The following is a 25,538-nucleotide window of genomic DNA, read 5'->3' on the forward strand; positions in this document are numbered from 1 at the left end:
AGATGTTAGCGGGTCAGACGGTGGCTCCGGCATTGGGGTCATTGGGATCTTCATCCTTTTTGGTGACCTTGACCAGATCTTCCCGTTTCACACCGAGCCACATGGCAATGGCGGCGGCCACAAACACCGACGAATAAATGCCGAACAAGATACCGATGGTCAACGCCAGCGCAAAATAATGCAGGCTGGGGCCACCAAAAAAGAACATTGACAGCACCATGGCTTCAGTCGACGCGTGGGTGATGATCGTGCGGCTCATCGTGCTCGTGATGGCGTGATCGATCACTTCGTGCGTGTTCATCTTGCGGTATTTGCGGAAAGCTTCCCGGATCCGGTCAAAGATCACGACCGACTCGTTGACCGAATAGCCCAGCACGGCCAGCACGGCGGCCAGCACCGACAGTGAGAACTCCCACTGGAAGAATGCAAAGAAGCCCAGAATGATCACCACGTCGTGCAGATTGGCGATGATGGCGGCCACGCCGAACTTCCACTCGAAGCGGAAGGCCAGATAGACCACGATCCCCACCACCACCATGGCCAGCGCCATGAGCCCCCCGTGCACCAGCTCTTCACCCACCTGCGGGCCGACAAACTCCGTGCGCCGCAGCGTGACGGCCGGGTCAATGGTCTTGAGCGCGGTCAGCACCTGTTCGCTTTGCTGGGCCGAGGTCACGCCCTTTTGCACGGGCAGACGAATCATCACGTCGCGCGCCGTACCGAAGTTCTGCACCTGCACGTCGGGGTAACCCATGCCCGCCACGGTTTCGCGCACCTTGCCCAGCTCCGCAGGCTGGCTGTAGGCCACTTCCATGACCGTGCCGCCAGTGAACTCCACCGACAGGTGCAGCCCGCGTGTGAGCAGGAAGAAGACGGCCAGGGCAAAGGTGATGAAGGAGATCGCGTTGAAGACCAACGCGTGCTTCATGAACGGGATGTCTTTTCTGATTCGGAAAAATTCCATGATTTCTTATCCTTTTTCCGGAATTTCCAGAGGCAGCGCACGCGTCGCAGGAACCAAGCATTCCATGGTTTGCCTCCTTTAGTTCGTTTTGACCAGAGCGGTGTCGGCGTCTGGCTTCCAGACCTGTCCGATCGATACGCTCTTGAGTTTTTTCTGGCGCCCGTACCAGAGGTTCACCACGCCGCGTGAAAAGAACACGGCCGAGAACATGCTGGTCAGGATGCCGATGCAGTGCACCACGGCAAAACCTCGCACCGGGCCGGAGCCGAAGGCCAGCAGCGCCAGGCCCACGATCAGCGTGGTGACGTTGGAGTCCAGAATCGTCGCCCAGGCGCGGTCGTAACCCATCTGGATGGCGGCTTGCGGCGAAACGCCCTCGCGCAGTTCCTCGCGGATGCGCTCGTTGATCAGCACGTTCGAGTCGATCGCCACACCCAGCGCCAGCGCCATGGCCGCGATGCCCGGCAGCGTCAGCGTGGCTTGCAACATCGACAGGATGGCCAGCAGCAGCAACACATTCACAGAGAGCGCTATGGTCGAGAAAACACCAAACAACCGGTAGTACACACACATGAAAGCGGCCACCGCCAGCATGCCCCAGACCACGCTGTGGATGCCGCGATCGATGTTGTCAGCACCCAGGCTTGGGCCGATGGTGTATTCCTCGATGATTTCCATGGGCGCCGCCAACGAACCTGCGCGCAGCAGCAGCGCGGTGTCATTGGCTTCTGCCGTGGTCATGCGGCCCGAAATCTGCACGCGCCCGCCACTAATTTCGGAGCGGATCACGGGGGCCGTAACCACTTCGCCCTTGCCCTTTTCAAACAGCACGATCGCCATGCGTTTGCCGATGCTTTCCCGGGTGATGTCACGGAAAATGCGCGAGCCCTTGGCGTCGAGCGTCAGGTTCACGGTGGCTTCGTGCGTCTGGCCGTCAAAACCAGGCTGGGCATCGGTGAGGTTCTCGCCGGTCAGGATGACCTGCTTTTTCACGATCACGGGCTGGCCGCTGCGCTCCAGATAGCGCTCGGAGCCGAACGGAACGGGCCCACGGCCGGTTTCGGCGGTGCGGGCTTCGGTGCCTTCGTCGACCATGCGCACTTCCAGGGTGGCGGTGCGGCCCAGAATGTCCTTGGCTTTGGCGGTGTCCTGCACGCCGGGCAACTGCACGACGATGCGGTCCAGGCCCTGCTGCTGGATGACCGGCTCGGCCACGCCGAGTTCGTTGATCCGGTTGTGCAGCGTGACGATGTTCTGCTTGAGCGCTTGCTCCTGCACGCGGCGCGTAGCCTCCGGCTTGATCGAGGCGCGCAGCTTGAATTCAGACCCTTCCGGGGTGCTGGCCAGCTGCAGGTCGGTGAACTGGTCCGCAATCAGGTTGCGAGCTGCCGTCATCGTGGCCTCGTCACGCACCTTGATGTCGATGTTCTGGCCTTCGCGGCTGATGCCGCCATGGCGGATGTTCTTGTCGCGCAAGGCCGTGCGGATATCGCCCGCATACGACTCGGCTTTTTTGGTCAGTGCCGCCTGCATGTCCACCTGCAGCATGAAGTGCACACCACCGCGCAGATCAAGGCCGAGATACATGGGATTGGCGTGCAGGGCTTTGAGCCACAGCGGCGAACGGGACACCAGGTTCAGCGCCACGATGTAGGACGCATCGTTGGCATCGGGCACCAGGGCCTTCTGGATCGCGTCCTTGGCCTTGAGTTGGTTGTCGGGCGTGTCAAAACGCGCGCGCACCGAGTTGCCTTCCAGCGCCACAAAGTCGGGCGTGACGCCCGCCGCCTTGAGCGCCTCTTCCACCTGCTGCTGCACAGCGGCATCCACCTTGATGGTGGCTTTGGCCGACGAAACCTGCACGGCAGGCGCCTCGCCAAAGAAATTGGGCAGGGTGTACAAGGCCCCCACCAGCAGCACGATCACCAGGATCGCGTACTTCCAGACCGGATAACGGTTCATGATCGCGCTCTTATCTCAGTTGTGCATGGCGCAGCGCGCCGACCCCCTGCCAGGGACGCCGTGGAACTGGCTTGGCCAGTCCGCAGGCGTCGGCGTCGTCCCCCTCCCCGCGCTGAAGCAGCGAGAGAAGGCGGAAGCGGCCAAGCCGCTCAGGGGGATTCATCTTTGTCTTTACTTGACCGAGCCCTTGGGCAACACCTGAACCACGGCACTGCGCTGCAACTGCACTTCCACGCCGTTGGCGATCTCGATGTGCAGGAAGCCTTCAGACAGGCGCGTGACCTTGCCGACGATGCCGCCGGAGGTGGCCACCTCGTCGCCCTTGGCGATGGCTTCGATCATGGCGCGGTGTTCTTTCTGGCGCTTCATCTGGGGGCGGATCATGACGAAGTACAGCACCACAAACATCAGCACCAGGGGCAGCATGCCCGTCAGCGAAGACATGATGCCGCCGCCCGTTGCGGCTGCGGCGGGTGCGGTCTGGGCGAAAGCAGAAGAAATAAACACGGGCGGGACTCCACAATGGAATGGTCAAAATACACAAAAACCGCCAGCAGCCAACGCGAAAGCGCCTGCCGGGCGGAACAGAGCATTGTATGCGGCGCCCTGCCTGCCTCCCAAGGGCTAAGACCCAAGCCTGTGGCGGGTGTTTGCCGCCATGGGTGGCCTGGCCGCTGCGGGCTGCAGAAAACAAGCAAAAATGGCCTCTAACGATTGACTGTCAAACGCAAGTAGCTCCTCAAATAATAGCAAAAGGCCCGCACATTGCGCGGGCCTTCCTTCCGTAGCGAGCCCGAAGGCCCTTGCTCAAGCGGCCTGGCGCGCTGTCTGGGCGGCGGGGCCGCCGCGCCACTGGGCCATCAGGCTGTCCCATTTCGGGCGCGCCGTCTTCAGGTGGCGCTCCTTCACATGGCCGTAGCCACGGATCTCTTCGGGGATGCGCGCAATCTCCACCGCCAGGGCCAGGTTGTCGGCGTTCAGGTTCTTGAGGAGTTCTTCGATGCAGGCGCGATATTCCACGATCAGCGCACGCTCCATGCGGCGCTCTTCGGTCTTGCCGAACACATCCAGTGCCGTGCCGCGCAGGCCTTTCATCTTGGCCAGCACACCAAAGGCGCTGCGCATCCAGGGGCCAAACGGCTGTTTGACCAGCTCACCCTTGTCGTTCTTCTTGGCGGTCATGGGCGGCGCGAGGTGGTGCACTAGCTTGTAGTCGCCTTCGAACATGTTCGCGATCTTGTCCGTGAAGGCCTTGTCGGTGTGCAGGCGCGCCACTTCGTACTCGTCCTTGTAGGCCATCAGTTTGAACAGGTAGCGGGCCACGGCCTCGGAGAGCTTGGTGCTGGTGCTCAGCTTCGCCTCGGCAGCCTTCACCTTCTCGACAAAGGCCTGGTACTCAGAGGCATAGGCTGCGTTTTGATACCCCGTGAGGAATTCCACGCGCTTGCCGACCATTTCGGTGAACGAGGGCTTCTTGACGAACTGGATCACCTGCGCGGCGGCAAACAGTGCCTGCACCGAGGCCAGATCGTGCGCGCAGCGGCGGCCCCATTCAAACGCGGCCTTGTTGTTCTCCACCTGCACGCCGTTGAGCTCCATGGCGCGCATCAGCGACGCCAGGCTCAAAGGCACGCGGCCCTTTTGCCAGGCGTAGCCCAGCATAAGCGGGTTGGTGTAGATGCTGTCGCCCAGCAGCTGGGTGGCCACCTGCTCGGCATCGAAGCTGCCCACACCGCCCGCGCCGACAGCCGCAGCAATCGCGCTGTCGCAATTGGCGCCAGGGAACTGCCAGTCCGGGTTGGTCACAAACGCCGCCGTGGGCGTGCCGTGGGTGTTGAGCGCCACGAAGGTGCGGCCCGGCTGCATCACCGCCAGCGTGTACTTGTGCGCCGCCACGATGGAGTCGCAGCCGATCACCAGGTCGGCCTTGGCCGTATCGACCTTGGTGGTGTAGATGGCGTCGGGGCGGTTGGCGATCTGGATGTGGCTCCAGGTGGCGCCGCCCTTTTGCGCCAGGCCACCGGCGTCTTGCGTGATGACGCCCTTGCCGTCCAGGTGCGCGGCCATGCCCAGCAGCGAGCCGATGGTGATCACGCCCGTGCCGCCCACGCCGCCCACCACGATGCCCCAGGCCGTCTCGGCCACCGGCAGCACCGGTTCTGGGATGGAAGGCAGCGCCGACAGGTCGCCCTTCTTTTCCTTTTTAGGCTTCTTGAGCTTGCCGCCTTCCACCGTCACGAAGCTCGGGCAGAAGCCATTCACGCACGAGTAGTCCTTGTTGCAGGTGCTCTGGTTGATGCGGCGCTTGCGGCCGAATTCGGTCTCCACGGGCTCCACGGAGAGGCAGTTCGACTTCGTCGAGCAATCGCCACAACCCTCGCACACCAGCTCGTTGATGACCACGGTCTTGTCGGGCGTGGCCAGGGTGCCGCGCTTCCTGCGGCGGCGCTTTTCGGTGGCGCAGGTCTGGTCGTAGATGATGACCGTGCAGCCCTTGATCTCGCGGAACTGGCGCTGCAGCGTGTCGAGTTCGTCGCGGTGGTGCACCGTCACGCCCTCGGCCAGCGCCACGCCGTCGTACTTTTGCGGCTCGTCCGTCACGATGATGAGCTTGACCACGCCTTCGGATTTGAGGCTGTTCATGATCTGCAGCACCGAGTGGCCTTCGGGACGCTCGCCCACCTGCTGGCCCCCGGTCATGGCCACGGCGTCGTTGTAGAGCACCTTGTAGGTGATGTTGGTCCCTGCAGCGATCGCCTGGCGGATGGCCAGCAGGCCGCTGTGAAAGTAGGTGCCGTCACCCAGGTTGGCAAACACATGCTGGTCGGTGGAGAACGGCGCCTGGCCCACCCAGGTTACGCCCTCACCGCCCATCTGCGTGAAGGTGGAGGTGTTGCGGTCGGGCATCCAGTTGGCCATGTAGTGGCAGCCGATGCCGGCCACGGCGCGCGAGCCATCGGGCACGCGGGTGCTGGTGTTGTGCGGGCAGCCGCTGCAGAACCACGGCGCGCGTTCGCCGGTGTCCACTTTCAGCTCGGTCATCGCGCGCTCGCTGGCCTCGATGACGGCGATGCGCGCATCCATGCGGGCGATGATGTCGCCGGGTACACCCAGCTTCTTGAGGCGCTTGGCAATCGCCTTGGCGATGATGGCCGGTGTCAGGTCGGCCTTGGCGCGCAGCAGCCAGTTCTGGCTGGGGTTGGGCATGGACCATTCGCCGCCCGTGGCGTCGCCTGCGGAGTCATCGAACTTGCCCAGCACATGGGGGCGCACGTCGGAGCGCCAGTTGTAGAGCTCTTCCTTGATCTGGTACTCGATGACCTGGCGCTTTTCTTCCACCACCAGGATCTCCTGCAGACCCTGGGCAAAGTCGCGCGTGATGGTGGCTTCGAGCGGCCAGACCACGTTGACCTTGTGCACGCGGATGCCCAGCTGGCGGCAGGTGTCGTCGTCCAGGCCCAGGTCCACCAGGGCCTGGCGCGTGTCGTTGTAGGCCTTGCCACTGGCGATGATGCCGAAGCGATCGTGGGGGCCCTGGATCACGTTGTAGTTGAGCTTGTTGGCGCGGATGTACGCCAGGGCCGCGTACCACTTGTAGTCCATGAGGCGCGCCTCCTGCTCCAGCGGGGCGTCGGGCCAGCGGATATGCAGGCCGCCGGGCGGCATCACAAAATCCTCGGGCATCACGATCTTCACGCGGTCAGGGTCCACCGAGATGCTGCTCGACGACTCCACCACTTCCTGAATCGTCTTCATGCCCGACCACACGCCCGAGAAGCGGCTCATGGCAAAGGCATGCAGCCCCATGTCCAGAATCTCCTGCACGCTGCTCGGGAAGAACACCGGCGTGCCGCAGGCCTTGAAGATGTGGTCGCTCTGGTGCGCGGCCGTGCTGCTCTTGCTGATGTGGTCGTCGCCGGCAATGGCGATCACGCCGCCATGCTTGGCGGTGCCCGCCATGTTGGCGTGCTTGAACACGTCCGAGCAGCGGTCCACGCCCGGGCCCTTGCCGTACCAGATGCCGAACACGCCGTCGAACTTCTTCGCTTGCGGGTACAGGTCGAGCTGCTGCGTGCCCCACACGGCCGTGGCGCCGAGCTCCTCGTTCACGCCGGGCTGAAAGACGATGTTGTTGGCCGCCAGGTGTTTCTTGGCCGCCCACAGGGACTGGTCATACGTGCCCAGGGGCGAGCCACGGTAGCCGCTGATGAAGCCGGCGGTGTTGAGCCCCTGCATCGCGTCGCGCTGGCGTTGCAGCATGGGCAGGCGGACCAGGGCTTGAACGCCGCTCATGAACGCGCGGCCGCTATCCAATGCATATTTGTCGTCGAGCGTGACGGTTTCCAGGGCTTTGCGGATGTGTTCGGGCAATGGGGCGTTCATGGCTGTTTCCGGTGGTGGGGCGCGCACAGCCACCGCCTTGTGGGCGGCGCCGGGCACCTTGTGGGGGGCTGGGGGCAGTTTATGCACTGTGCTGCGCTATGTGCTTGCGTTTTTGTGCCACGTTTACCCTTGATATAGAAAGGATCTTTCTTAGAATTGGTAAATCATGAATAATTTGGACAAATTCGACATTGCCATCCTGAGCGAGCTGCAAACCGACGCGCGCCTGACCAATGCCGAGCTGGCCCAGCGCGTGGGCTTATCGGCCGCGCCCTGCTGGCGCCGGGTGCGCGCGCTGGAGGAGCAAGGCTTCATCAAGGGCTACCGGGCCGAAATCGACCGGCACAAGATTGGCCTTGGCGTGCTGGCCTTCGTGCGGCTGGACGCCGACCGCAGCACCGGCAACCTCACACGCGCCATGGAAGAGGCGATCCGGCAGATCCCGGAGGTGGTGTCCTGCCACTACATCAGCGGCACGGGCACGTTCGAGCTGCAGGTGGTGGCGCGCGACCTGGACAGCTTCTCGCAGTTCGCGCGCGACGTGCTGCTCAACCTGCCCAACGTGAAAGACATGCACACCAGTTTTTCACTCGGCGAGGTCAAGGCCAGCGGGGCGCTGCCGCTGGCGCACCTGGTGCGCCCCAAGGTGTGATTGCTATCAAAAATAAAGCTACTAGCGATTGATGCATAAGCGCTACAGGCCATTTTGACCATGAATTCGGCTACGCAGGCCATGCCCCCGCGTGGCAGTGGGGCGTGCCGTGGCGCCGAGCGCACGCGCGCCACCCACCGCACAATGCACGCACATGCCACCTTTGCCCTTGCCGCCACCGCGCGAAAACACGCCGGCCGCCACGCCCGCTGACACCATCTCCCGCCCCGCCACCATCGAGGGTGCCGGGCCCCACGCGGCGCCCGATGGCAACACCACCCTGGCCGGGGCACACACCGCCGCCGAGGACCGCGCGGCCATCGCCCGGGGCACCGAAGAATCCGTGGAGATGCGGCTTGAAGCAGACGCCGCCGCACGCGGCGCGGGCGCCTCGCTCTCGCCCCTGGCGCCGCTGTCGCTGCCGGTGTTTCGCATGTTGTGGCTCACCTGGATGGCCGCCAACACCTGCATGTGGATGAACGATGTCGCGGCCGCATGGCTCATGACCACGCTCACCACCTCGCCCATTCTGGTGGCGCTGGTGCAGACCGCGTCCACGCTGCCGGTTTTTCTGCTGGGCCTGCCCAGCGGCGCGCTGGCCGACATCCTGGACCGGCGGCGCTACTTCATCGCCACGCAGTTCTGGGTGGCCGCCGTGGCGCTGGTGCTGTGTGTGGCGGTGTTGTCGGGCGGCATGTCGGCACCGCTGCTGCTGGCGCTGACCTTTGCCAACGGCATCGGCCTGGCCATGCGCTGGCCGGTGTTCTCGGCCATCGTGCCCGAGCTGGTCAGCCGCCCGCAGTTGCCTGCCGCGCTGGCGCTCAACGGCGTGGCGATGAATGCCTCGCGCATCATCGGCCCGCTGCTGGCGGGTGCCATCATCGCCAGCGCGGGCAGCGCCTGGGTGTTTGTGCTCAATGCCGTGCTGTCGGTGGTGTCGGGCCTCGTCATCATGCGCTGGAAGCGCACCCACGTGCCCAGCCCCCTGGGCCGCGAAAAGCTGGGCAGCGCCATGCGGGTGGGCGTGCAGTTCGTTCGCCAGTCGCCCCGCATGCGCGCGGTGTTGTGGCGCATCGGCCTGTTCTTTTTTCATGCCACGGCGCTGCTCGCACTGCTCCCCCTTCTGGCCCGGGGGCTGGAGGGCGGCGGTGCCGGCACGTTCACGCTGCTGCTCGCGTCGATGGGGGCGGGCGCCATCACGGCCGCCATGTTCTTGCCGCGCCTGCGCCAGGCCATGGCGCGTGACGTGCTGGTGATGCGGGGCACGATGCTGCAGGCGGCGGCCACGGCCGTGATGGCGGTGGCGCCCAATGTGTATGTGGCCGTGCCCGCGATGTTTGTGGGCGGCATGGCGTGGATCACCACGGCCAATTCGCTCAGCGTGTCGGCCCAGCTGGCGCTGCCCAATTGGGTGCGCGCGCGCGGCATGTCGATCTACCAGATGGCCATCATGGGCGCCACCGCGCTGGGTGCGGCCGTATGGGGCCAGGTGGCCACGTGGAGCGATGTGCACCTGAGCCTGGCCATTGCCGCCGCCACCGGCGTGCTGGCCATGGCACTGGTGCAGCGTTGGGTGGCCGACCGCAGCCTCGAAGAAGACCTGAGCCCGTCGCGCGCGTTCAAGGTGCCCGTGGCCGACATTGCGCCCGAGGCCGGGCGGGTGGTGGTCACGATCGAGTATTTGATTCAGCCCGCCCGCGCGCCCGAGTTTCGCGCCGTGATGCAGGAAAGCCGCCGCAGCCGCTTGCGCCAGGGGGCGCTGGACTGGCAGTTGCTGCACGACATCAGCAACCCGACGCGCTATGTGGAGCGCATCGAGGACGAGTCCTGGACCGAGCACCTGCGGCGGTTTGACCGGGTGACGGCGTCGGACGTGGCGCTGCGCGATCGCAAGCTGGCATTCCACACGGGAGATGCGCCGCCGAAGGTGACGCGGTGGACGGTGGAGCGGTAGGGGTTTAGAGCAGGCTCTTTGGGGTTTTCGGGCTTCAGCCCATACCCATAAAGCGCTGAATGCTATTACAGCTATAGCAACTGTCAACGCCGGGGTGCGCCGATCTGGCCGCTTCACGCAACGTCAGGCGGTTGCGCGTGCGCCGCGCATCACTCTCAATTTAATAGCGGCCAGCACTTATTCCATAAGCGCTAGAGGCCAATTTCACCTGATTAGCTACTTACCTCAGATACCCGCAGATAAGGCGCCAGATACCGCCCCGTATGGCTGGCCGGGTTGGCCGCCAGCTCCTCCGGCGTGCCCACGCCCACCACGGTGCCACCGCCCGCACCACCCTCCGGCCCCATGTCGATGAGCCAATCGGCGGTTTTGATCACGTCGAGGTTGTGCTCGATGATGACGATGGTGTTGCCCGCGTCGCGCAGCTGGTGCAGCACCTTGAGCAGCAGGTCGATGTCGGCAAAGTGCAGGCCGGTGGTGGGCTCGTCCAGGATGTAGAGCGTGCGGCCCGTGTCGCGTTTGGAAAGCTCCTGCGCCAGCTTCACACGCTGCGCCTCGCCGCCCGACAGCGTGGTGGCTGCCTGGCCCAGGCGGATGTACGACAGGCCCACATCCAGCAGCGTTTGCAGCTTGCGCGCGATGGTCGGCACGTCCTTGAAGAAGGCGGCGGCGTCTTCCACCGTCAGCTCCAGGATCTGCGCGATGTTCTTGCCCTTCCACAGCACCTCCAGCGTCTCGCGGTTGTAGCGCTGGCCGTGGCAGATGTCGCAGGGCACGTACACGTCGGGCAAAAAGTGCATCTCCACCTTCACCACGCCGTCGCCCTGGCAGGCCTCGCAGCGGCCACCGGCCACGTTGAAGCTGAAGCGCCCGGGGCCGTAGCCACGCTCCTTGGCGGTGTTCACCTCGGCCATCAGCTCGCGGATGGGCGTGAACAGGCCGGTGTAGGTGGCCGGGTTGCTGCGCGGCGTGCGGCCGATGGGGCTCTGGTCGACGTTGATGACCTTGTCGAAATACTCGATGCCCACGATCTCGTCGTGCGCGGCCGGTTCTTCGTGGGCGCGGTACAGCTGGCGGGCCACGGCGGCGTACAGCGTGTCGTTGACCAGCGTGCTTTTGCCCGATCCCGACACGCCCGTCACGCAGGTGAGCAGCCCCACAGGGAAGTCCACCGTCACGTTCTTCAGGTTGTTGCCCGTGGCGCCTGCCACCCGCAGCGCCTGCAGGGCACCCTGGCGCGCGTGGTGCTCGGCCATGCGTTCGGCGCGGCGTTTGCTGGCTTCGGTTTGCGGAAAGCGCGATTTGGCCTGGGCCTTGGCCTCCACCACGGGCGCGGCTTGCTCCAGCACTGGCAGCCAGGGCGTGCGGCGCGGGGGCACGGCAATCGAGCGCACGCCCGACAGGTACTGGCCCGTGAGCGACTGGGTGTTGCAACGCACTTCGTCGTAAGTGCCCTGCGCCATCACGCGCCCGCCGTGCACACCCGCGCCAGGGCCCATGTCGATCACATGGTCGGCGGCGCGCATCATGTCTTCGTCGTGCTCCACCACGATCACGCTGTTGCCGATGTCGCGCAGGTGTTTGAGCGTGGCGATCAGGCGGTCGTTGTCGCGCTGGTGCAGGCCGATGCTGGGCTCGTCCAGCACGTACATCACGCCCGTGAGGCCCGAGCCGATTTGTGACGCGAGGCGAATGCGCTGCGCCTCGCCGCCGCTGAGCGTTTCGGCGCTGCGGTCCAGGCTCAGGTAACTCAGGCCCACGTCGTTCAAGAACTGCAGGCGCGTGGCGATCTCGCGCACCACCTTGTCGGCGATCTCGGCCTTGGCGCCGGTGAGCCTCAGGTCGTTGAACCAGGCATGGGCGGTGTTCAGCGTGGCGTGGCTTACTTCAAAGATGGCGCGGGCCTGTTCGCCCTCGCCCAGCCGCACGTGGCGGGCTTCGCGGCGCAGGCGGGTGCCGTGGCATTCGGGGCAGGGCTGCGTGCTGCGAAAGCGCGCAAGGTCTTCGCGCACCACCACCGAATCGGTCTCGCGGTAGCGCCGCGACATGTTGGGGATGATGCCCTCGAACGGATGCTTCTTGGCATATACCTTGCCCTTGGAGGCACCGCTGTCCATGATGTAGCTGAAGGCGATTTCTTCGTCGCCCGAGCCGTGCAGGATGGCCTGCTGCACCGGCGCGGGCAGCGACTCGAACGGCGCCTCGATGTCAAACGCGTAGTGCTTGGCCAGGCTCTCGAGCATCGCAAAGTAGTAGCCGTTGCGCCGGTCCCAGCCCTTGATGGCGCCGCTGGCCAGGCTCAGCGTGGGGAAGGCCACCACACGCGCCGGGTCGAACACATCGCGCTGGCCAATGCCATCACACGCGGGGCACGCGCCCATGGGCGAGTTGAACGAGAACAGGCGCGGCTCCAGCTCCGGCAGAGAGTAGCTGCAGACGGGGCAGGCAAACTTGCTGCTGAACAGGTGCTCTTGCCCCGTGTCCATCTCCAGCGCCAGCACGCGGCCGTTGCCCTCGTGCCCGCCCACGCGCAGCACGGCCTCGATGCTCTCGGCCAGGCGCTGCTGCAGGTCGGCGCGCACCTTGATGCGGTCGATCACCACGTCGATGTTGTGCTTCTCGGTCTTCTTGAGCGCGGGCAGGTTCTCGTGCTCGTAAATCTGGCCATCCACCCGAAAGCGGACGTAGCCCAGCGCCTGCATCTGCGCGAACAGTTCGGTGAACTCGCCCTTCTTCTCGCGCGCCACGGGCGCCAGCAGCATGAGCTTGGTGTCCTCGGGCAGGGCCAGCACGGCATCCACCATCTGGCTCACCGTCTGCGCGGCCAGCGGCAGGTTGTGGTCGGGGCAATACGGCGTGCCAGCGCGGGCGTACAGCAGACGCAGGTAGTCGTGGATCTCGGTCACCGTGCCCACGGTGGAGCGCGGGTTGTGGCTGGTGGCCTTCTGCTCGATGCTGATGGCGGGCGACAGGCCTTCGATCAGGTCGACATCGGGCTTATCCAGCCGCCCCAGAAACTGCCGCGCATAGGCCGACAGGCTCTCCACATAGCGCCGCTGGCCCTCGGCATACAGCGTGTCGAACGCCAGGCTCGACTTGCCCGAGCCCGACAACCCCGTGATCACCACGAGCTGGTTGCGCGGGATGTCGAGATCGATGTTCTTGAGGTTGTGCGTGCGCGCCCCCCGGATGCTGATGCGCTGCTCACGCAGGGCGCGGGCGAGGTAGAGGCCATCGGCGAGGGGTGCGTCGGCGTTGTCAACAGCAGGGGGATGGGTCACAGAGCGGCACAGAAAATAAACCCACCATGATAGGTGAGTGCGCTGAGGCCTACTGGGATTTTGCCAAGCCTTGCGAGATCGACCGATTTATATTTATTCACAAAAATTTGCAATTGATTCAGAATCAGCACCATCTTTGCGGAATTTTTGAATTTTGGCACTTATTCAAAATGCATATCTGCTATCAAAATTGCAGCAAGGCAGCTACCCCAACTTCCAACATCACCACTGCCCCGCATGTCCAAGCTCTCCTCATTGCCTGGCCACCAGCCGGTTCAAAGTGCGCTCTCTGCGATGAAGCTACAACATCTTGATAGGCCTCGCAAGACGTGGCGGGTCGCGCTGGCTTCGATAGCGCTGTTGGGTTTCTCATTGCCAAGTCTGGCCGCCCTGTCCAGCGGGTGCGTCGCAATTCAGGCGTACTGGGGTAGCGGAGTCACCGTGTCAGCAGGGACAGAGGATTGGCAACCGAACTATGCCGTTACTGCTGGTGAGCGGATTACCTACGATGTCACGTCTTCCGGCAGCACTAACACCGGCCAATATGACGGCGCTGGATTCGCCCTTTATAAAAACGGCGGGCTTAACTCTCCGGGCGACATATTTGTTGAGCAATATGCAACCCTAGGCCATGAACTGAACCTTCATGCCACTCAGACCGCCCCTGTCGACGACATCAATTACGTGGTCTACGTTTGGTCGGGTACTGGTGCAAGCGCCACGGCCACGGTCACCTGCCAGGCACCGCTTCCCCCCACGGTCACCGATGGCCGGATTAACCTCTCAGGCGCATCGGGCACCGGCGGGGCCTACAGGATCGGCGACACCGTCACCGCCACCTGGAACAATACCGTTGGCGGCGACAACAATGTCGCTGCCATCGCCAGCGTGACGGTGGACTTCACCCAGTTCGGTGGTGGCGCTGCGGTAACGGCGACGAACAGCGGTGGCACCTGGACGGCCACGTACACCATCACATCGGGCCTCGTCGACAATACCAACCGCAACGTCAGCGTCACTGCCACCAACGCAGGCGGTACCACCACCACGGCCGACTCCACCAATGCCACGGTGGACAACATCGCGCCGATCGTCACGGATGGCGCCATCAGCATCAGCGGCGCCTCGGGCGCCGGAGGCGCATTCAAGATCGGCGATACCGTCACAGCCACCTGGAACAACACCGGCAGCGGCGATAACAACGTCGACATCAGCAGCGTGACGGTGAACTTCACCCAGTTCGGCGGCGGTGGTGTGGTGCCCGCCACCAACAGCGGCGGCTCTTGGACGGCGACCTATACCATCGTGGCAGGCGCCATCACGGCCAACAACCTCAACGTCGCGGTCACGGCCAGGGACAACGCTGGCAACGCCACCAGCACCAGCGACACCACCAACGCCACGGTGGACAACGCCGCGCCAGTCGTCAGCAGCATCGTCGTGAGCGGCGTGCCCGGCAGCGGCGCCACCAGCATGGCTTTCACGGTGAACTTCAGCGAGTCCGTGGCCAACGTTTCCACCGACGACTTCACGCTCGTGGGCACGGGCTCGGCATCCGGCAGCATCGCTAGCGTGTCCGCCAGCTCGGGGTCGGCTGTTAACGTGAACGTTAGCGGCATCAGCGGCACGGGTACGCTCAAGGTCAATCTGAATGGAGGCACCAATATCATCGATGGCGTTGGCAATGCGGTGGCTGCATACAGCAGCGGCAGCACGCACACGGTGAACATCCTCACCGCGCCAGGGGCCCCCACCATCGGTACGGCAACGGCAGGCGACGCGCAGGTGAGCGTGGCCTTCTCCGCACCGGGCAGCAACGGCGGCTCAGCCATCACCACTTACACCGCCACTGCGAACCCGGGCGGGGCTTTTGGTACTTGCGCAGGACCGGCAGCCTGCACGGCGACGGTGACCGGGCTGACCAACGGCACGGCCTACACCTTCACCGTCACAGCCACCAACGGCGTCGGCACCAGCACGGCGTCTGGCTCATCCAACTCCGCTACGCCCCAGGGCAACCAGACGATCACGTTCGCGAACCCCGGTACACGGAGCTTCGGCACCTCGCCCACGTTGACTGCCACCGCCTCGTCCGGCCTGACGCCGACGTTCACATCGTCCACTACAGGCGTTTGCACGATCTCCAGCGGTGGCACACTGACCTTTGTGACGGCGGGCTCGTGCACGATTGATGCTGATCAGGGTGGCAACGGCACATGGAGAGCGGCCACCACCGTGACTCAGACCTTCACCGTGAATGCCATAGCGCCCGGCGCACCCACCATCGGCACGGCGACTGCGGGCGCTGCCCAAGCCACGGTCACGTTCACCGCACCGGCCTCCACCGGCGGCGCTGCCATCATCGCTTCCGGCTACACCGTCACCGCCAATCCGGGTGGGGCCACTGGCACCGGCTCCAGTTCGCCGATCACTGTGACCGGCCTGACGAACGGGACGGCCTACACCTTCACCGTCACCGCGACGAACTCGGCCGGCACGGGCAACTCTTCGGCACCATCCAACTCGGTCACTCCAGCGTCGCCGCAGACCATCACCTTCAACAATCCTGGAGCGCAGAACTTCGGCACCACGCCCACGCTCTCGGCGTCTTCTTCTGCGGGTATCGGATATGCCGTCTCATTCACTACCGCGACTGCCGGTGTTTGTACCGTCACTGCGGGCGGTGCACTGACCTTTGTAACGGCAGGGAGCTGTACGATCAATGCGAATCAGGCGGGTGACAGCAGCTACTTGGCCGCCTCCCAGGTCAGCCAGACATTCACTGTGAATGCCGTGGTGCCCGGTGCGCCCACCATTGGCACTGCGAGCGCTGGGAATACTGAAGCCACGGTGACGTTTACCGCGCCAGCGTCCACCGGCGGAGCAGCGATTACCGGGTATACCGTCACCGCCAGCCCCGGGGGGACAAATACAACGGGGGCCACTTCTCCCATCACCCTCTCGGGTCTCACCAACGGCACGTCTTATACGTTCACGGTGATGGCGACCAATTCCGTCGGCACGGGCGCTCCATCAGTTGCTTCCAACGCTGTGGTCCCCCGCCTGCTGACAGTGACGGGTACGCCACTGGGCATGGCGGGTACTGCAACGGCAACGCTCTCTGGCGGTGGGGCGACCTGCACGCTCGACCCCACCAGCGGCTTTGCCAGCCTGTCCAACCCTGCCCCGGCAGGCAAGACGATGCCATATGGCGAATATGCCTTTCAGGCCACCTCCTGCACGGGTACCGTGACCATGGCCATCACTTATCCGCAGGCCTTGCCGGCGGGCACCCAGTTCTGGAAGTACGGCCCTGCCACTGCTGCGGTCGGTGGCGTGGTCGCGACATCCACTTGGTTTCAGCTTGGCGGGGCCACTCTGAGCGCAGACCGTCTGACGGTAACCTACGCCGTTACCGACAACGGTGCGGGTGACTCTGACGGAACCATTGGCCGCATCAGTGACCCCTTTGCTTTGGCAGCCGGCCCTGTCGGTGGCGATGCAGTCGGCATCCCCGTGGATGCACCGTGGGCGCTGGGCCTGCTATCGGCGGTTCTGGGGTTCCTGGGCTGGCGCAGACAGCGGCGCCTGTCCAGGGCTTGAATGGCGCGAGCGCGCCACATCGACCAAAATCCAAAAACAATAGCTGCTAACGCTTATCCAATAAGCGTTAGCAGCAGTTTTTAACCATAACGTCAAGGGTGGCGTGTGTCGCGGTGCTACCGACCGCGAGCATGCCCATGCCTGAGGGTGTGGAGGCTCCAACACCAGAAGCTGAGCAGTTGCTGCCGCCATCGATTGCAGGCCCAGCAGCACCTTGGCGCCCAATGGGTGAAAATCCCGGTTTTGCTTCCTCGGGCCTTAGCGCACACCGTGTCGGATTCTTCCTCCCTGTCAGCCGCTGCAGCAATGCGGTCCCCCACTCCCAGCACCAACATGACACCGCTGGAGCGCCGCTCCAGCATCAGCTTGGCGCTGATCTTCGCGCTGCGCATGCTGGGGCTGTTCCTGGTACTGCCTGTGTTCGCCCTGGAGGCGCGCAAATACCCCGGTGGCGACGATCCCGCTCTGGTGGGGCTGGCCATGGGAATCTACGGCCTGACGCAGGCGTTTTTGCAGTTGCCGCTGGGCATGGCATCGGACCGCTTTGGGCGCAAACGGGTCATCGTGCTCGGGCTGCTGGTGTTTGCCGCTGGCAGTCTGCTGGCCGCGCTGGCCGATTCACTTACGGGCTTGTTGGTAGGCCGCGCCATCCAGGGCGCGGGCGCCGTGTCGGCCGCTGTCACCGCCTTGCTGGCCGATCAGACCCGCGACACCGTGCGCACCAAGGCCATGGCACTGGTGGGTGGCAGCATCGGGCTCATGTTTGCCGTGGCGCTGGTGGCTGCGCCAGCGCTGGCGGCCCACATTGGCCTGTCAGGCTTGTTTGGCCTGACCTGCGCACTGGCGCTGGCGGGCGTCGCCGTGGTGCTGTGGTGGGTGCCAGCTGAGCAGGCACTGCACGCCAACGCCCCGCGCGGACGGCTGTCGGATGTCTGGAAACACCCCGACCTGCTGCGCCTGAACCTGGGCGTTTTTGCGCTGCACACCGTGCAGTTGTCGATGTGGGTGGCCGTGCCGGCCATGCTGGTGCAGGCGGGCCTGACCAAAGACCACCATTGGCAGGTTTATCTGCCCGCCGTGGTGCTGTCGTTTGCGGCCATGGGCGGGTTGTTTGCACTGGAGCGAAAAGGCCATCTGCGCGCCGCCCTGCTGGGCGCCATCGCGCTGGTGCTGTGCGTGCAGGTGGGGCTGGGTGCACTGACCGCCAGTGGCATGCCGCCCACGTTGTGGACGCTGGGCCCCCTGTTGTTTGTATTTTTCTGCGGCTTCAACGCACTGGAGGCCAGCCAGCCTAGCCTGGTGTCGCGCATGGCCCCTGCGCATGTGCGCGGCGCGGCGCTGGGCAGCTACAACACGCTGCAGTCGCTGGGCCTGTTTGCCGGCGGGGCCTTGGGCGGCGCGCTGGTGAAATGGGTGGGGGTGGCGGGGCTGTTCGCGGCCACCTCAGCGCTGACGGCCCTGTGGCTGGTATGGACATGGCCGCTGCGCCCCCTGGCGCGTGGCGAGGGCAGCAGCGGCGGCCACTGAAGCGCCCGAGGAGGGCGAACGGGCGCGCTGGCGGGCACCCGCTGGCGGCATAGTTTCTTCTGGCACGGCCCGGTGGCATTGCGGCACAATGGCGCGTTTGGCGCCTGGACTTTCCCGCACACCGGCGCCTTCCAACTTATAGGTAGAGCAGCATGGCATCCGTGAACAAAGTCATCATCGTCGGCAACCTGGGCCGCGACCCTGAAATGCGCACCTTTCCCAGTGGCGACCAGGTAGCCAACGTGACCATTGCCACCACCGATAAGTGGAAAGACAAGCAATCCGGCGAAATGAAGGAGGCCACCGAGTGGCACCGCGTGGTCTTCAATGGCCGCCTGGCAGAAATCGCCGGCCAATACCTGCGCAAGGGCTCGCAGGTGTATGTGGAAGGCAGCTTGCGCACCCGCAAGTGGACCGATCAGGCCGGCATTGAAAAATACAGCACCGAAATCCGCGCCGACCAGATGCAAATGCTGGGCAGCCGCCAGGGCATGGGCGGCCAAGGCGGCGGCGGGCAGCAAGGTGGTGGTTATGACGATGGTGGTTACAGCGGCGATCAAGGGGGTGGTTATGAGCAGCCGCAGCAACGCCGCGCCGCGCCGCCAGCGCGCCCACCAGCACCCGTGCAACGCCCCGCCCCTGCGCCCGCTGCCCAGGCGCCCCGCGCCGCGTCGGGGTTTGATGACATGGATGACGACATCCCGTTCTGAGTTGGCGCCGTCGACTTTTCAGAGGGCATAGGCCCGCGCTCCCGAGGGACGCGGGCTTTTTTGTGCCCTCCGCCTGCAAAACACAACGGGCGCCGTGAGGCGCCCGTTTGCTATACCTATGATAGCTGTCTGCGCTTGATAGACAAGCGCCAGAGGCCAAAAACGTTACTAACCCACGGCGATCAACGCACCACCATGAGCGAAAACGGCCAGACGTAGGCCTGCAGCGTCACGTACAGACCCACCAGACAGGCCAACGCGATGGAGTGGAAGAACACATAGCGCAGGATGTCGCCCTCGTGGTCGAACCAGCGCGTGGCGGTAGAGGCCACGACGATGGACTGTGCGTCGATCATCTTGCCCATCACGCCCCCCGCGCTATTGGCCGCACCCATGAGGTTGGCCGACAGGCCCAGCTGCTCGGCGGCCACCTTCTGCATGCCGCCAAACAGCACGTTGGACGCCGTGTCCGACCCCGTGAGCGCCACGCCCAGCCAGCCCATCAGCGTGCCGAAGAACGGGTACAGCACGCCGGTGTTGGCAAACGCCAGGCCCAGCGTGGTGTCGGTGCCCGAGTAACGCGTGAGCGTGCCCAGCGCCAGCATCAACACGATGGTGAGCAACGAATATTTCACCAGCCACAGAGTCTTGAAAAACGTGCGCACGATAGCGACCGGGTTGTATTTCATGACCACCGCGCTGACGATGGCCGACAGCAAAATGCCCGTGCCTGTGGCCGACAGCAGGTTCAGCGTGTAGACCGCACTCTCCTTGGTGGGCTTGGTCACCACGGGCGCCACCTTCTCGATCATGTTGTGCAGGCCTTCGATGGGGAAGGCGGGGGCAAAGAGGCCATTGAGAAAAGTCTTGACCGAGGGCAGGCCCCAAACGAACACGAACACCGAAAGAATCACCCAGGGCGTCCAGGCAGCTACCAGCGCCTGCGTGCTGTGGCGCTTGACCACCTGGGCCGACTTGGCCTCGGCGGCACTCGGGTCATGGCCACGCAACGAGGGCGAGGTCCACACCGTCTTGGGCTTCCACACCCGCAAAAAGGCCACCAAGCAGGCCATGGAAACGATGGCAGCAATGATGTCTACCAGCTCGGGCCCGATGAAGTTGGAGACCAGGAACTGGGGGATGGCGAACGACAGGCCAGCCACCAAAATGGCGGGCCAGATCTCCCACATGCCCTTGCGGCCCGCAAAGGCCCAGATCAGCCAGAACGGCACCAGCAGCGAGAAAAACGGCAGTTGGCGCCCGATCATGGCCGTCACCTCCATCAGGTCGTAGCCATGCACCTTGGCCAGCGTGATCACTGGCGTTCCCAACGCCCCAAAGGCCACCGGTGCCGTGTTGGCGATCAGCGACAGGCCTGACGCAGCCAGTGGCGAAAAGCCCAGCCCGATCAGGATGGCGGCCGTCACGGCCACCGGCGTGCCGAAGCCCGCCGCGCCCTCAAAAAACGCACCAAAACAAAACGCAATCAGCAGCAGCTGGATGCGGCGGTCCTCGGTAATGCCCGACAGCGAATCCTGCAGAACGGCAAAGCTGCCGTTCTGCTCGGTCAGCTGGTGCAGAAAGATGATGTTCAGCACGATCCAGCCGATGGGCAGCAGCCCCGTGAAGCCCCCCAGAAGGGCCGCCCGCCCGGCCATATCGGCCGGCATGCCATAGGCAAAGATGGCCACCAATAGCGCGGCGATCAGCCCCATGCCCGCCGCAATATGGGCCTTGATGTGAAAAAACCCCAGTGCCGCGAGCATGACCACCACCGGCACTGCGGCAAGCGCGGTGGAGATGATCATGTTGCCGAACGGGTCGTAAATTTGCTGCCAGACCATATGCGCTTGTCTCCGTGTTGTTATCCAGATATTTGGAGGAAAGCGCCGCGCACGTCATTCCGAGCGTGGGCAGACAGGCGCAGCGCAAACGGGACTTTAGGCATTTCGGTGCCCGCGCAGCGTGAAAAATGCGGCGGCGGCACCTGAATCAATTTCACGGGTCCGGTGGCGGCAGCAGCAGCACTATGGCGGTGCCTGAGCGGATCCCATCGTCGTGCGGTCACCCGGCCCGGCAGACATGCACCCGGAGCCGCCGCTCAACCGGCAGTGGCGATCACGCCTCCACCCAAACACACGTCCCCGTCATACAGTACCGCGCTCTGCCCCGGCGTCACAGCCCATTGCGCCTCGGAGAATTGCAGGGCAAACCCGCCGGGTGCCATCTCCAGCGTGCAGGCCGCATCCTGCTGGCGGTAGCGCGTCTTGGCGGCGTAGGCGCCGGGCGTGGGGGCATGGCCCGCGCACCAGCTAACGTCCTGCGCCACCAGGCGGTGGGACAGCAACCAGGGGTGGTCATGCCCCTGCACCACGCGCAAGGTGTTTTTCTCGATGTCCTTGCGTGCCACAAACCACGGTTCGTGCTCGCCCACGCCGCGCTGGCCCCGATCGATGGCCGCCTTGAGTTCAGCGCCCTTGGCCTTCACACCGCCAATGCCCAGGCCCTGGCGCTGGCCCAGGGTGTAAAAGCTCAGGCCCACATGCTGGCCCAGCGTGCGACCCCGATCGTCCTGGATGGGGCCGGGCGCGTGGCTGATGTAGCGGTTCAAAAACTCACGAAACGGCCGCTCGCCGATAAAGCAGATGCCGGTGGAATCCTTCTTCTTGGCATTGGGCAGGCCGATCTCTTCGGCAATGCGGCGCACCTCGGTCTTGTGCAGCTCGCCCACAGGGAACAGCGTTTTGGACAGCTGCGCCTGGTTCAGGCGGTGCAGAAAATAGCTCTGGTCCTTGCTCGGGTCCAGCCCCTTGAGCAGCTCGAACAGGCCCGTGGAGTCGTTCTGCCGCACGCGCGCATAGTGCCCGGTGGCGATCTTCTCGGCGCCCAGGCGCATGGCGTGGTCGAGAAAGGCCTTGAACTTGATCTCGGCATTGCACAGCACATCGGGGTTGGGTGTACGCCCGGCTTGGTATTCGCGCAGGAACTCGGCGAATACGCGGTCCTTGTAGTCGGCGGCGAAGTTCACGTGCTCGATCTCGATGCCGAGTACGTCCGCCACGGCGGCGGCGTCCACGAAGTCGATGTTGGACGAGCAGTACTCGCTGTCGTCGTCATCTTCCCAGTTCTTCATGAAAATGCCGACCACCTCATGACCCTGCTGCTTGAGAAGGTAGGCGGTGACGGCGGAGTCTACGCCGCCCGAAAGGCCGACGACAACACGTTGTTTGGGCTGTTGGGTATGGGCTGTCATTGCCCCTATTGTATTTTTTGCGCCGTGACGGCGCGGCGCGGGCGCACAGAACGCGTAGCCACCAGCAGGTCATACAGCTGCTGGGCGGCGGGCGACAGCGATTTGCCCCGGCGCTTGATGAGGCCCATCTGCCGTGTGACCACGGGCTCGACGAGCGGAATGCTAACGAGCGTGGGGTGGTCCTTGCCCGGCATGGCCAGGCTGGGCACGGCCGCCACACCCAGGCCCGCCTCCACCAGCCCGAGCAGGGTGGTGACGTGCTTGGCCTCGTACAGGCACTGTGGGCGGTCGGGCACGTTGGCCAGCGCCAGGTCCATCAACAGGCGGTTGCCCGATGTCTTGCCCACCGACATGAAATCGTGCTGACCCAGCTCGGCCCAGGTGACCTTCTTGCGCCGCGCCAGCACATGGTCGCGGCGGCAGGCGGCGACGAAGCGCTCGGCCAGCACGGGCTTGAACTCGATTTCGGCCTCCTGGCTGCCGATGAAGTTCAGGCCGAAGTCCGCATCGCCCTGCGCCACGGCCACCAGCACCTCGTTGGCGCTGGCGTCATGCACCTTGACGCGGATCTTGGGAAACTGCTCGTGGTAGCGCTTGACCACCTGCGGCAAAAAGTAATACACGGCCGAGGGCACGCAGGCAATGGTCACCTCCCCCATGCGCCGCGCAGCCACGTCGCCCAGGCCCATCAGCATGCCATCGAGGTCATCGAGCCACACGCGGGTCTTGCGCGCAAAGTCGCGGCCCACGGCCGTGAGCGTCACGCGGCGCGTGGTGCGGTCGAGCAAGCGCACGCCCAGCGCCTCTTCCAGTTTGTCGATGCGGCGGCTGAAGGCAGGTTGCGACAAGTGAATGGACTCGGCCGCGGCGCGAAAGCTGTGCAACTCAGCCACTGCAGCAAAGGCCTGGATGTCAGCAAGATCGAATTTGTTGTTCACGGGCATGGGCTTTCAAGGCATGTTTCTGTTGCACAGAACGCATCAAACGATCAAAACATTGCAATTCACGAACGTGATTTCACCATGTATTTGGGCTCACTATCCATTGCGCTGTATGCATCAATCATTGTTAACAATGCAATTCACAGAACATATGAAGCGTCGCACCATGCCGACCCATGAGCTACAACCTTCCTTGCGTTCTGATGCGTGGCGGCACTTCCCGGGGGCCGTTCTTCCTGGCCGACTGGCTGCCGCAAGACCCTGCGGCGCGTGACCGCACCCTGATCGCGGCCCTGGGCTCGCCGCATGAGCTGCAGATCGACGGCCTGGGCGGCGGCAACTCGCTGACCAGCAAGGTGGCGATCGTCTCGCGCTCGGTGCACGCCGACTGCGATGTGGACTACCTCTTCGCCCAGGTCAGCGTGGACGAGGCCCGCGTGGACACGCGCCCCAACTGCGGCAACATGCTGGCGGGCGTGGGGCCCTTTGCCATCGAACAAGGGCTGGTGCCTGCATCCGGCCACGGCAACACCACCACGGTGCGGGTCTACAACGTCAACACCCGTTCACGCATTGATGTGCAGGTGTGCACCGCCGGGGGCCGCGTTCACTACGACGGCGACGTGCACATCGACGGCGTGCAGGGCACCGCAGCACCCGTGCTGATGAACTTCCTGGATGCCTGGGGCGCCGTCACGGGCCAGATCTTCCCCACCGGTCAGCGCATCGACACCATCCACGGCTTGCAGGTCACCTGCATCGATGCCGCACAGGTCATGGTGCTGGTGCGCGCCGCAGACCTTGGTCTGCGCGGCGACGAAAGCCCCGCAGAACTGGATGCCAATGCCAGCCTGCTGGCCAGGCTGGAAGCCCTTCGGCGCGAAGCAGGGCTGCACATGGGCATGGGCGACGTATCGAACAGCGTGCTGCCCAAGCCCGTGATCGTGTCTGCAAGCGATCAGCCAGGAAGTGTCGTATCGCGCTACTTCACGCCCCACCGCTGCCACCGCTCACACGCCGTGACCGGTGCCATTGGCGTGGCGGCCGCCCATGTGCTGCCAGGCACGGTGATCACCGACACCCTCCAAGCCGCCACGGCAGGCACACGCCGCGTGGAGGTGCTGCACCCTGCAGGCCGCATCCAGGTGGACGTGGAGCTCAGCGACGTGGATGGGCACTTCAAGCTCGTACAGGCCGCGCTGGTCCGCACGGCGCGAAAGATCCTGGAAGGCACGCTGTTCGTTTCAGCCAACGCGCTCACCCACTGACCTTCCCATTCCCTCTTTTTCAATAACAGGAGACAAAAAAATGACCCATCCATCCGTGCGCCCCTTGCCCACACGCCGCACCCTGCTCGCGGCAGCCGCCCTCGCCACCGCTGCGCAGCTTTTCCCCACCCTTGCCCACGCGGCCTATCCGGAGAAGCCCATTACGCTGGTGGTGCCCACCGCCGCAGGCGGTGGGAACGACGGCATGGCCCGCGTGGTGGCGCTCAAGCTGTCTACCTTGCTGGGGCAGCAAGTCATTGTGGAAAACAAGGCCGGGGCCAACGGATCCATCGCGGCGGAGTACGTCGCCCGCGCGACGCCCGATGGCCACACGATTCTTTTCGGGTACATCGGCACGCACGGCATGAGCCCGGCGCTGCAAAAGCTGCGCTACGACCCCATCACGCAGTTCGAGCCCATCGGCATGGTGAGCTACTCGCCCACACTCATGGTGGTGAACCCCAAGGTACCGGCCCAGTCGGTGAGCGAGCTAGTGGCGCTGACCAAGGCCAGGCCACAGGACTTCAACTACGCCTCTGCGGGCAACGGCACGGCGCCCCACTTTTCGGCGGAGATCTTCAAGCTGGAGAGCGGTGCCCAGCTGGCCCACGTGCCCTACCGGGGCGCCGCACCGGCCATGCAAGACACGATGGCCGGACAAACCCAGGTCATGTTCCCCAGCCTGTTCTCGGCCTACCCGCACGTCAAGAGCGGCAAGCTGCGCGCGTTGGCACTGGCAGGCCCCAAGCGGTCGTCGCTGTTGCCCGATGTGCCCACCCTGGAAGAGGCGGGAGTGAAAGGGGTCGAGATCACCCAGTGGTATGCCTTGTTTGCCCCCGGCAAAACCCCTCGGGCAGTGATCGATCAGCTCAACAAGGCCCTGAACACCGCGCTGGTAGACAAGGACGTCGTACGGCGCATTGAAGAACAGGGCGCTGTGGTGGACACCAGCACGCCAGAACAGTTGGGCCTGACCGTGCGCCAGGAGCTCGCCAAGTGGAAAGGCGTAGTGCAAAAGGCCCAGCTCACACCCGATTGAG

The 25,538-nt window shown here is 64.4% G+C and carries 15 protein-coding genes; 7 read left to right on the top strand and 8 right to left on the bottom strand.

Annotation, left to right across the window (positions count from 1 at the left end):
• Positions 1-13 precede the first annotated feature (13 nt).
• From secF to KI609_RS22395, 4 genes are all read right to left on the bottom strand, one after another.
• A complete protein-coding gene (secF, locus tag KI609_RS22380; RefSeq protein ID WP_226445719.1) occupies positions 14-964 on the bottom strand; it encodes a protein translocase subunit SecF in 951 nt (316 codons plus the stop codon).
• A 78-nt stretch (positions 965-1,042) separates the two neighbouring features.
• Complete coding sequence (gene secD, locus KI609_RS22385; RefSeq protein WP_226445720.1) at positions 1,043-2,926, bottom strand: protein translocase subunit SecD; 1,884 nt, start codon at positions 2,924-2,926, stop codon at positions 1,043-1,045.
• A gap of 171 nt (positions 2,927-3,097) precedes the next feature.
• Positions 3,098-3,433 (bottom strand): preprotein translocase subunit YajC, encoded by a 336-nt coding sequence (gene yajC / locus KI609_RS22390; protein WP_226445721.1) that lies wholly within the window; start codon positions 3,431-3,433, stop codon positions 3,098-3,100.
• Positions 3,434-3,733: 300 nt separating this feature from the next.
• Positions 3,734-7,309 carry an indolepyruvate ferredoxin oxidoreductase family protein gene (locus tag KI609_RS22395; protein ID WP_226445722.1) on the bottom strand — a complete coding sequence of 1,192 codons (3,576 nt, stop codon included), beginning with the start codon at positions 7,307-7,309 and terminating at the stop codon, positions 3,734-3,736.
• 166 nt (positions 7,310-7,475) lie between these two features.
• On the opposite strand from KI609_RS22395, the gene KI609_RS22400 reads away from it, so the two are divergent.
• Both KI609_RS22400 and KI609_RS22405 read left to right on the top strand, forming a co-directional pair.
• Positions 7,476-7,961 (top strand): Lrp/AsnC family transcriptional regulator, encoded by a 486-nt coding sequence (locus KI609_RS22400; RefSeq protein ID WP_226445723.1) that lies wholly within the window; start codon positions 7,476-7,478, stop codon positions 7,959-7,961.
• 349 nt (positions 7,962-8,310) lie between these two features.
• Entirely contained in the window at positions 8,311-9,915 is a 1,605-nt protein-coding gene (locus KI609_RS22405; protein ID WP_226450574.1) for an MFS transporter, read from the top strand.
• 212 nt (positions 9,916-10,127) lie between these two features.
• Here the strand turns inward: KI609_RS22405 and uvrA are convergent, their stop codons facing one another.
• Positions 10,128-13,196 (bottom strand): excinuclease ABC subunit UvrA, encoded by a 3,069-nt coding sequence (uvrA, locus tag KI609_RS22410; protein WP_226445724.1) that lies wholly within the window; start codon positions 13,194-13,196, stop codon positions 10,128-10,130.
• A 684-nt stretch (positions 13,197-13,880) separates the two neighbouring features.
• Here uvrA and KI609_RS22415 point away from each other — a divergent pair.
• From KI609_RS22415 to ssb, 3 genes are all read left to right on the top strand, one after another.
• Positions 13,881-16,799 (top strand): fibronectin type III domain-containing protein, encoded by a 2,919-nt coding sequence (locus tag KI609_RS22415; RefSeq protein ID WP_226445725.1) that lies wholly within the window; start codon positions 13,881-13,883, stop codon positions 16,797-16,799.
• A gap of 333 nt (positions 16,800-17,132) precedes the next feature.
• Entirely contained in the window at positions 17,133-18,326 is a 1,194-nt protein-coding gene (locus tag KI609_RS22420; protein ID WP_226450576.1) for an MFS transporter, read from the top strand.
• Positions 18,327-18,478: 152 nt separating this feature from the next.
• Complete coding sequence (gene ssb / locus KI609_RS22425) at positions 18,479-19,036, top strand: single-stranded DNA-binding protein (RefSeq protein WP_226445726.1); 558 nt, start codon at positions 18,479-18,481, stop codon at positions 19,034-19,036.
• Positions 19,037-19,218: 182 nt separating this feature from the next.
• Here ssb and KI609_RS22430 read toward each other — a convergent pair whose 3' ends face one another.
• The 3 genes from KI609_RS22430 to KI609_RS22440 all read right to left on the bottom strand — a co-directional run bounded on the left by KI609_RS22430 (position 19,219) and on the right by KI609_RS22440 (position 23,227).
• Positions 19,219-20,880, bottom strand: coding sequence for an L-lactate permease (locus KI609_RS22430; RefSeq protein ID WP_226445727.1), 1,662 nt, complete (start codon positions 20,878-20,880; stop codon positions 19,219-19,221).
• A gap of 257 nt (positions 20,881-21,137) precedes the next feature.
• Positions 21,138-22,289 carry a tRNA 2-thiouridine(34) synthase MnmA gene (mnmA, locus tag KI609_RS22435; protein ID WP_226445728.1) on the bottom strand — a complete coding sequence of 384 codons (1,152 nt, stop codon included), beginning with the start codon at positions 22,287-22,289 and terminating at the stop codon, positions 21,138-21,140.
• A gap of 5 nt (positions 22,290-22,294) precedes the next feature.
• Positions 22,295-23,227, bottom strand: a complete 933-nt coding sequence (locus KI609_RS22440; protein ID WP_226445729.1) for a LysR family transcriptional regulator — start codon at positions 23,225-23,227, stop codon at positions 22,295-22,297.
• Positions 23,228-23,406: 179 nt separating this feature from the next.
• On the opposite strand from KI609_RS22440, the gene KI609_RS22445 reads away from it, so the two are divergent.
• A complete protein-coding gene (locus tag KI609_RS22445) occupies positions 23,407-24,498 on the top strand; it encodes a 4-oxalomesaconate tautomerase (protein ID WP_226445730.1) in 1,092 nt (363 codons plus the stop codon).
• Positions 24,499-24,538: 40 nt separating this feature from the next.
• Positions 24,539-25,537: a Bug family tripartite tricarboxylate transporter substrate binding protein gene (locus KI609_RS22450; RefSeq protein WP_226445731.1), complete on the top strand. Its 999-nt coding sequence runs from the start codon at positions 24,539-24,541 to the stop codon at positions 25,535-25,537.
• Position 25,538 lies beyond the last annotated feature (1 nt).

Source organism: Acidovorax radicis (assembly GCF_020510705.1).
In the GTDB taxonomy this organism is placed as follows: domain Bacteria; phylum Pseudomonadota; class Gammaproteobacteria; order Burkholderiales; family Burkholderiaceae_C; genus Acidovorax; species Acidovorax radicis_A.

Excerpts from the sequence above, each read along its gene's own strand:
- mnmA (WP_226445728.1), bottom strand. The coding sequence starts at position 22,289 with ATGACAGCCCATACCCAACAGCCCAAACAACGTGTTGTCGTCGGCCTT.
- secF (WP_226445719.1), bottom strand. The coding sequence starts at position 964 with ATGGAATTTTTCCGAATCAGAAAAGACATCCCGTTCATGAAGCACGCG.
- KI609_RS22430 (WP_226445727.1), bottom strand. The coding sequence starts at position 20,880 with ATGGTCTGGCAGCAAATTTACGACCCGTTCGGCAACATGATCATCTCC.
- KI609_RS22420 (WP_226450576.1), top strand. The coding sequence starts at position 17,133 with ATGACACCGCTGGAGCGCCGCTCCAGCATCAGCTTGGCGCTGATCTTC.
- ssb (WP_226445726.1), top strand. The coding sequence starts at position 18,479 with ATGGCATCCGTGAACAAAGTCATCATCGTCGGCAACCTGGGCCGCGAC.
- KI609_RS22445 (WP_226445730.1), top strand. The coding sequence starts at position 23,407 with ATGAGCTACAACCTTCCTTGCGTTCTGATGCGTGGCGGCACTTCCCGG.
- KI609_RS22450 (WP_226445731.1), top strand. The coding sequence starts at position 24,539 with ATGACCCATCCATCCGTGCGCCCCTTGCCCACACGCCGCACCCTGCTC.
- KI609_RS22395 (WP_226445722.1), bottom strand. The coding sequence starts at position 7,309 with ATGAACGCCCCATTGCCCGAACACATCCGCAAAGCCCTGGAAACCGTC.
- KI609_RS22405 (WP_226450574.1), top strand. The coding sequence starts at position 8,311 with ATGCGGCTTGAAGCAGACGCCGCCGCACGCGGCGCGGGCGCCTCGCTC.
- secD (WP_226445720.1), bottom strand. The coding sequence starts at position 2,926 with ATGAACCGTTATCCGGTCTGGAAGTACGCGATCCTGGTGATCGTGCTG.
- KI609_RS22400 (WP_226445723.1), top strand. The coding sequence starts at position 7,476 with ATGAATAATTTGGACAAATTCGACATTGCCATCCTGAGCGAGCTGCAA.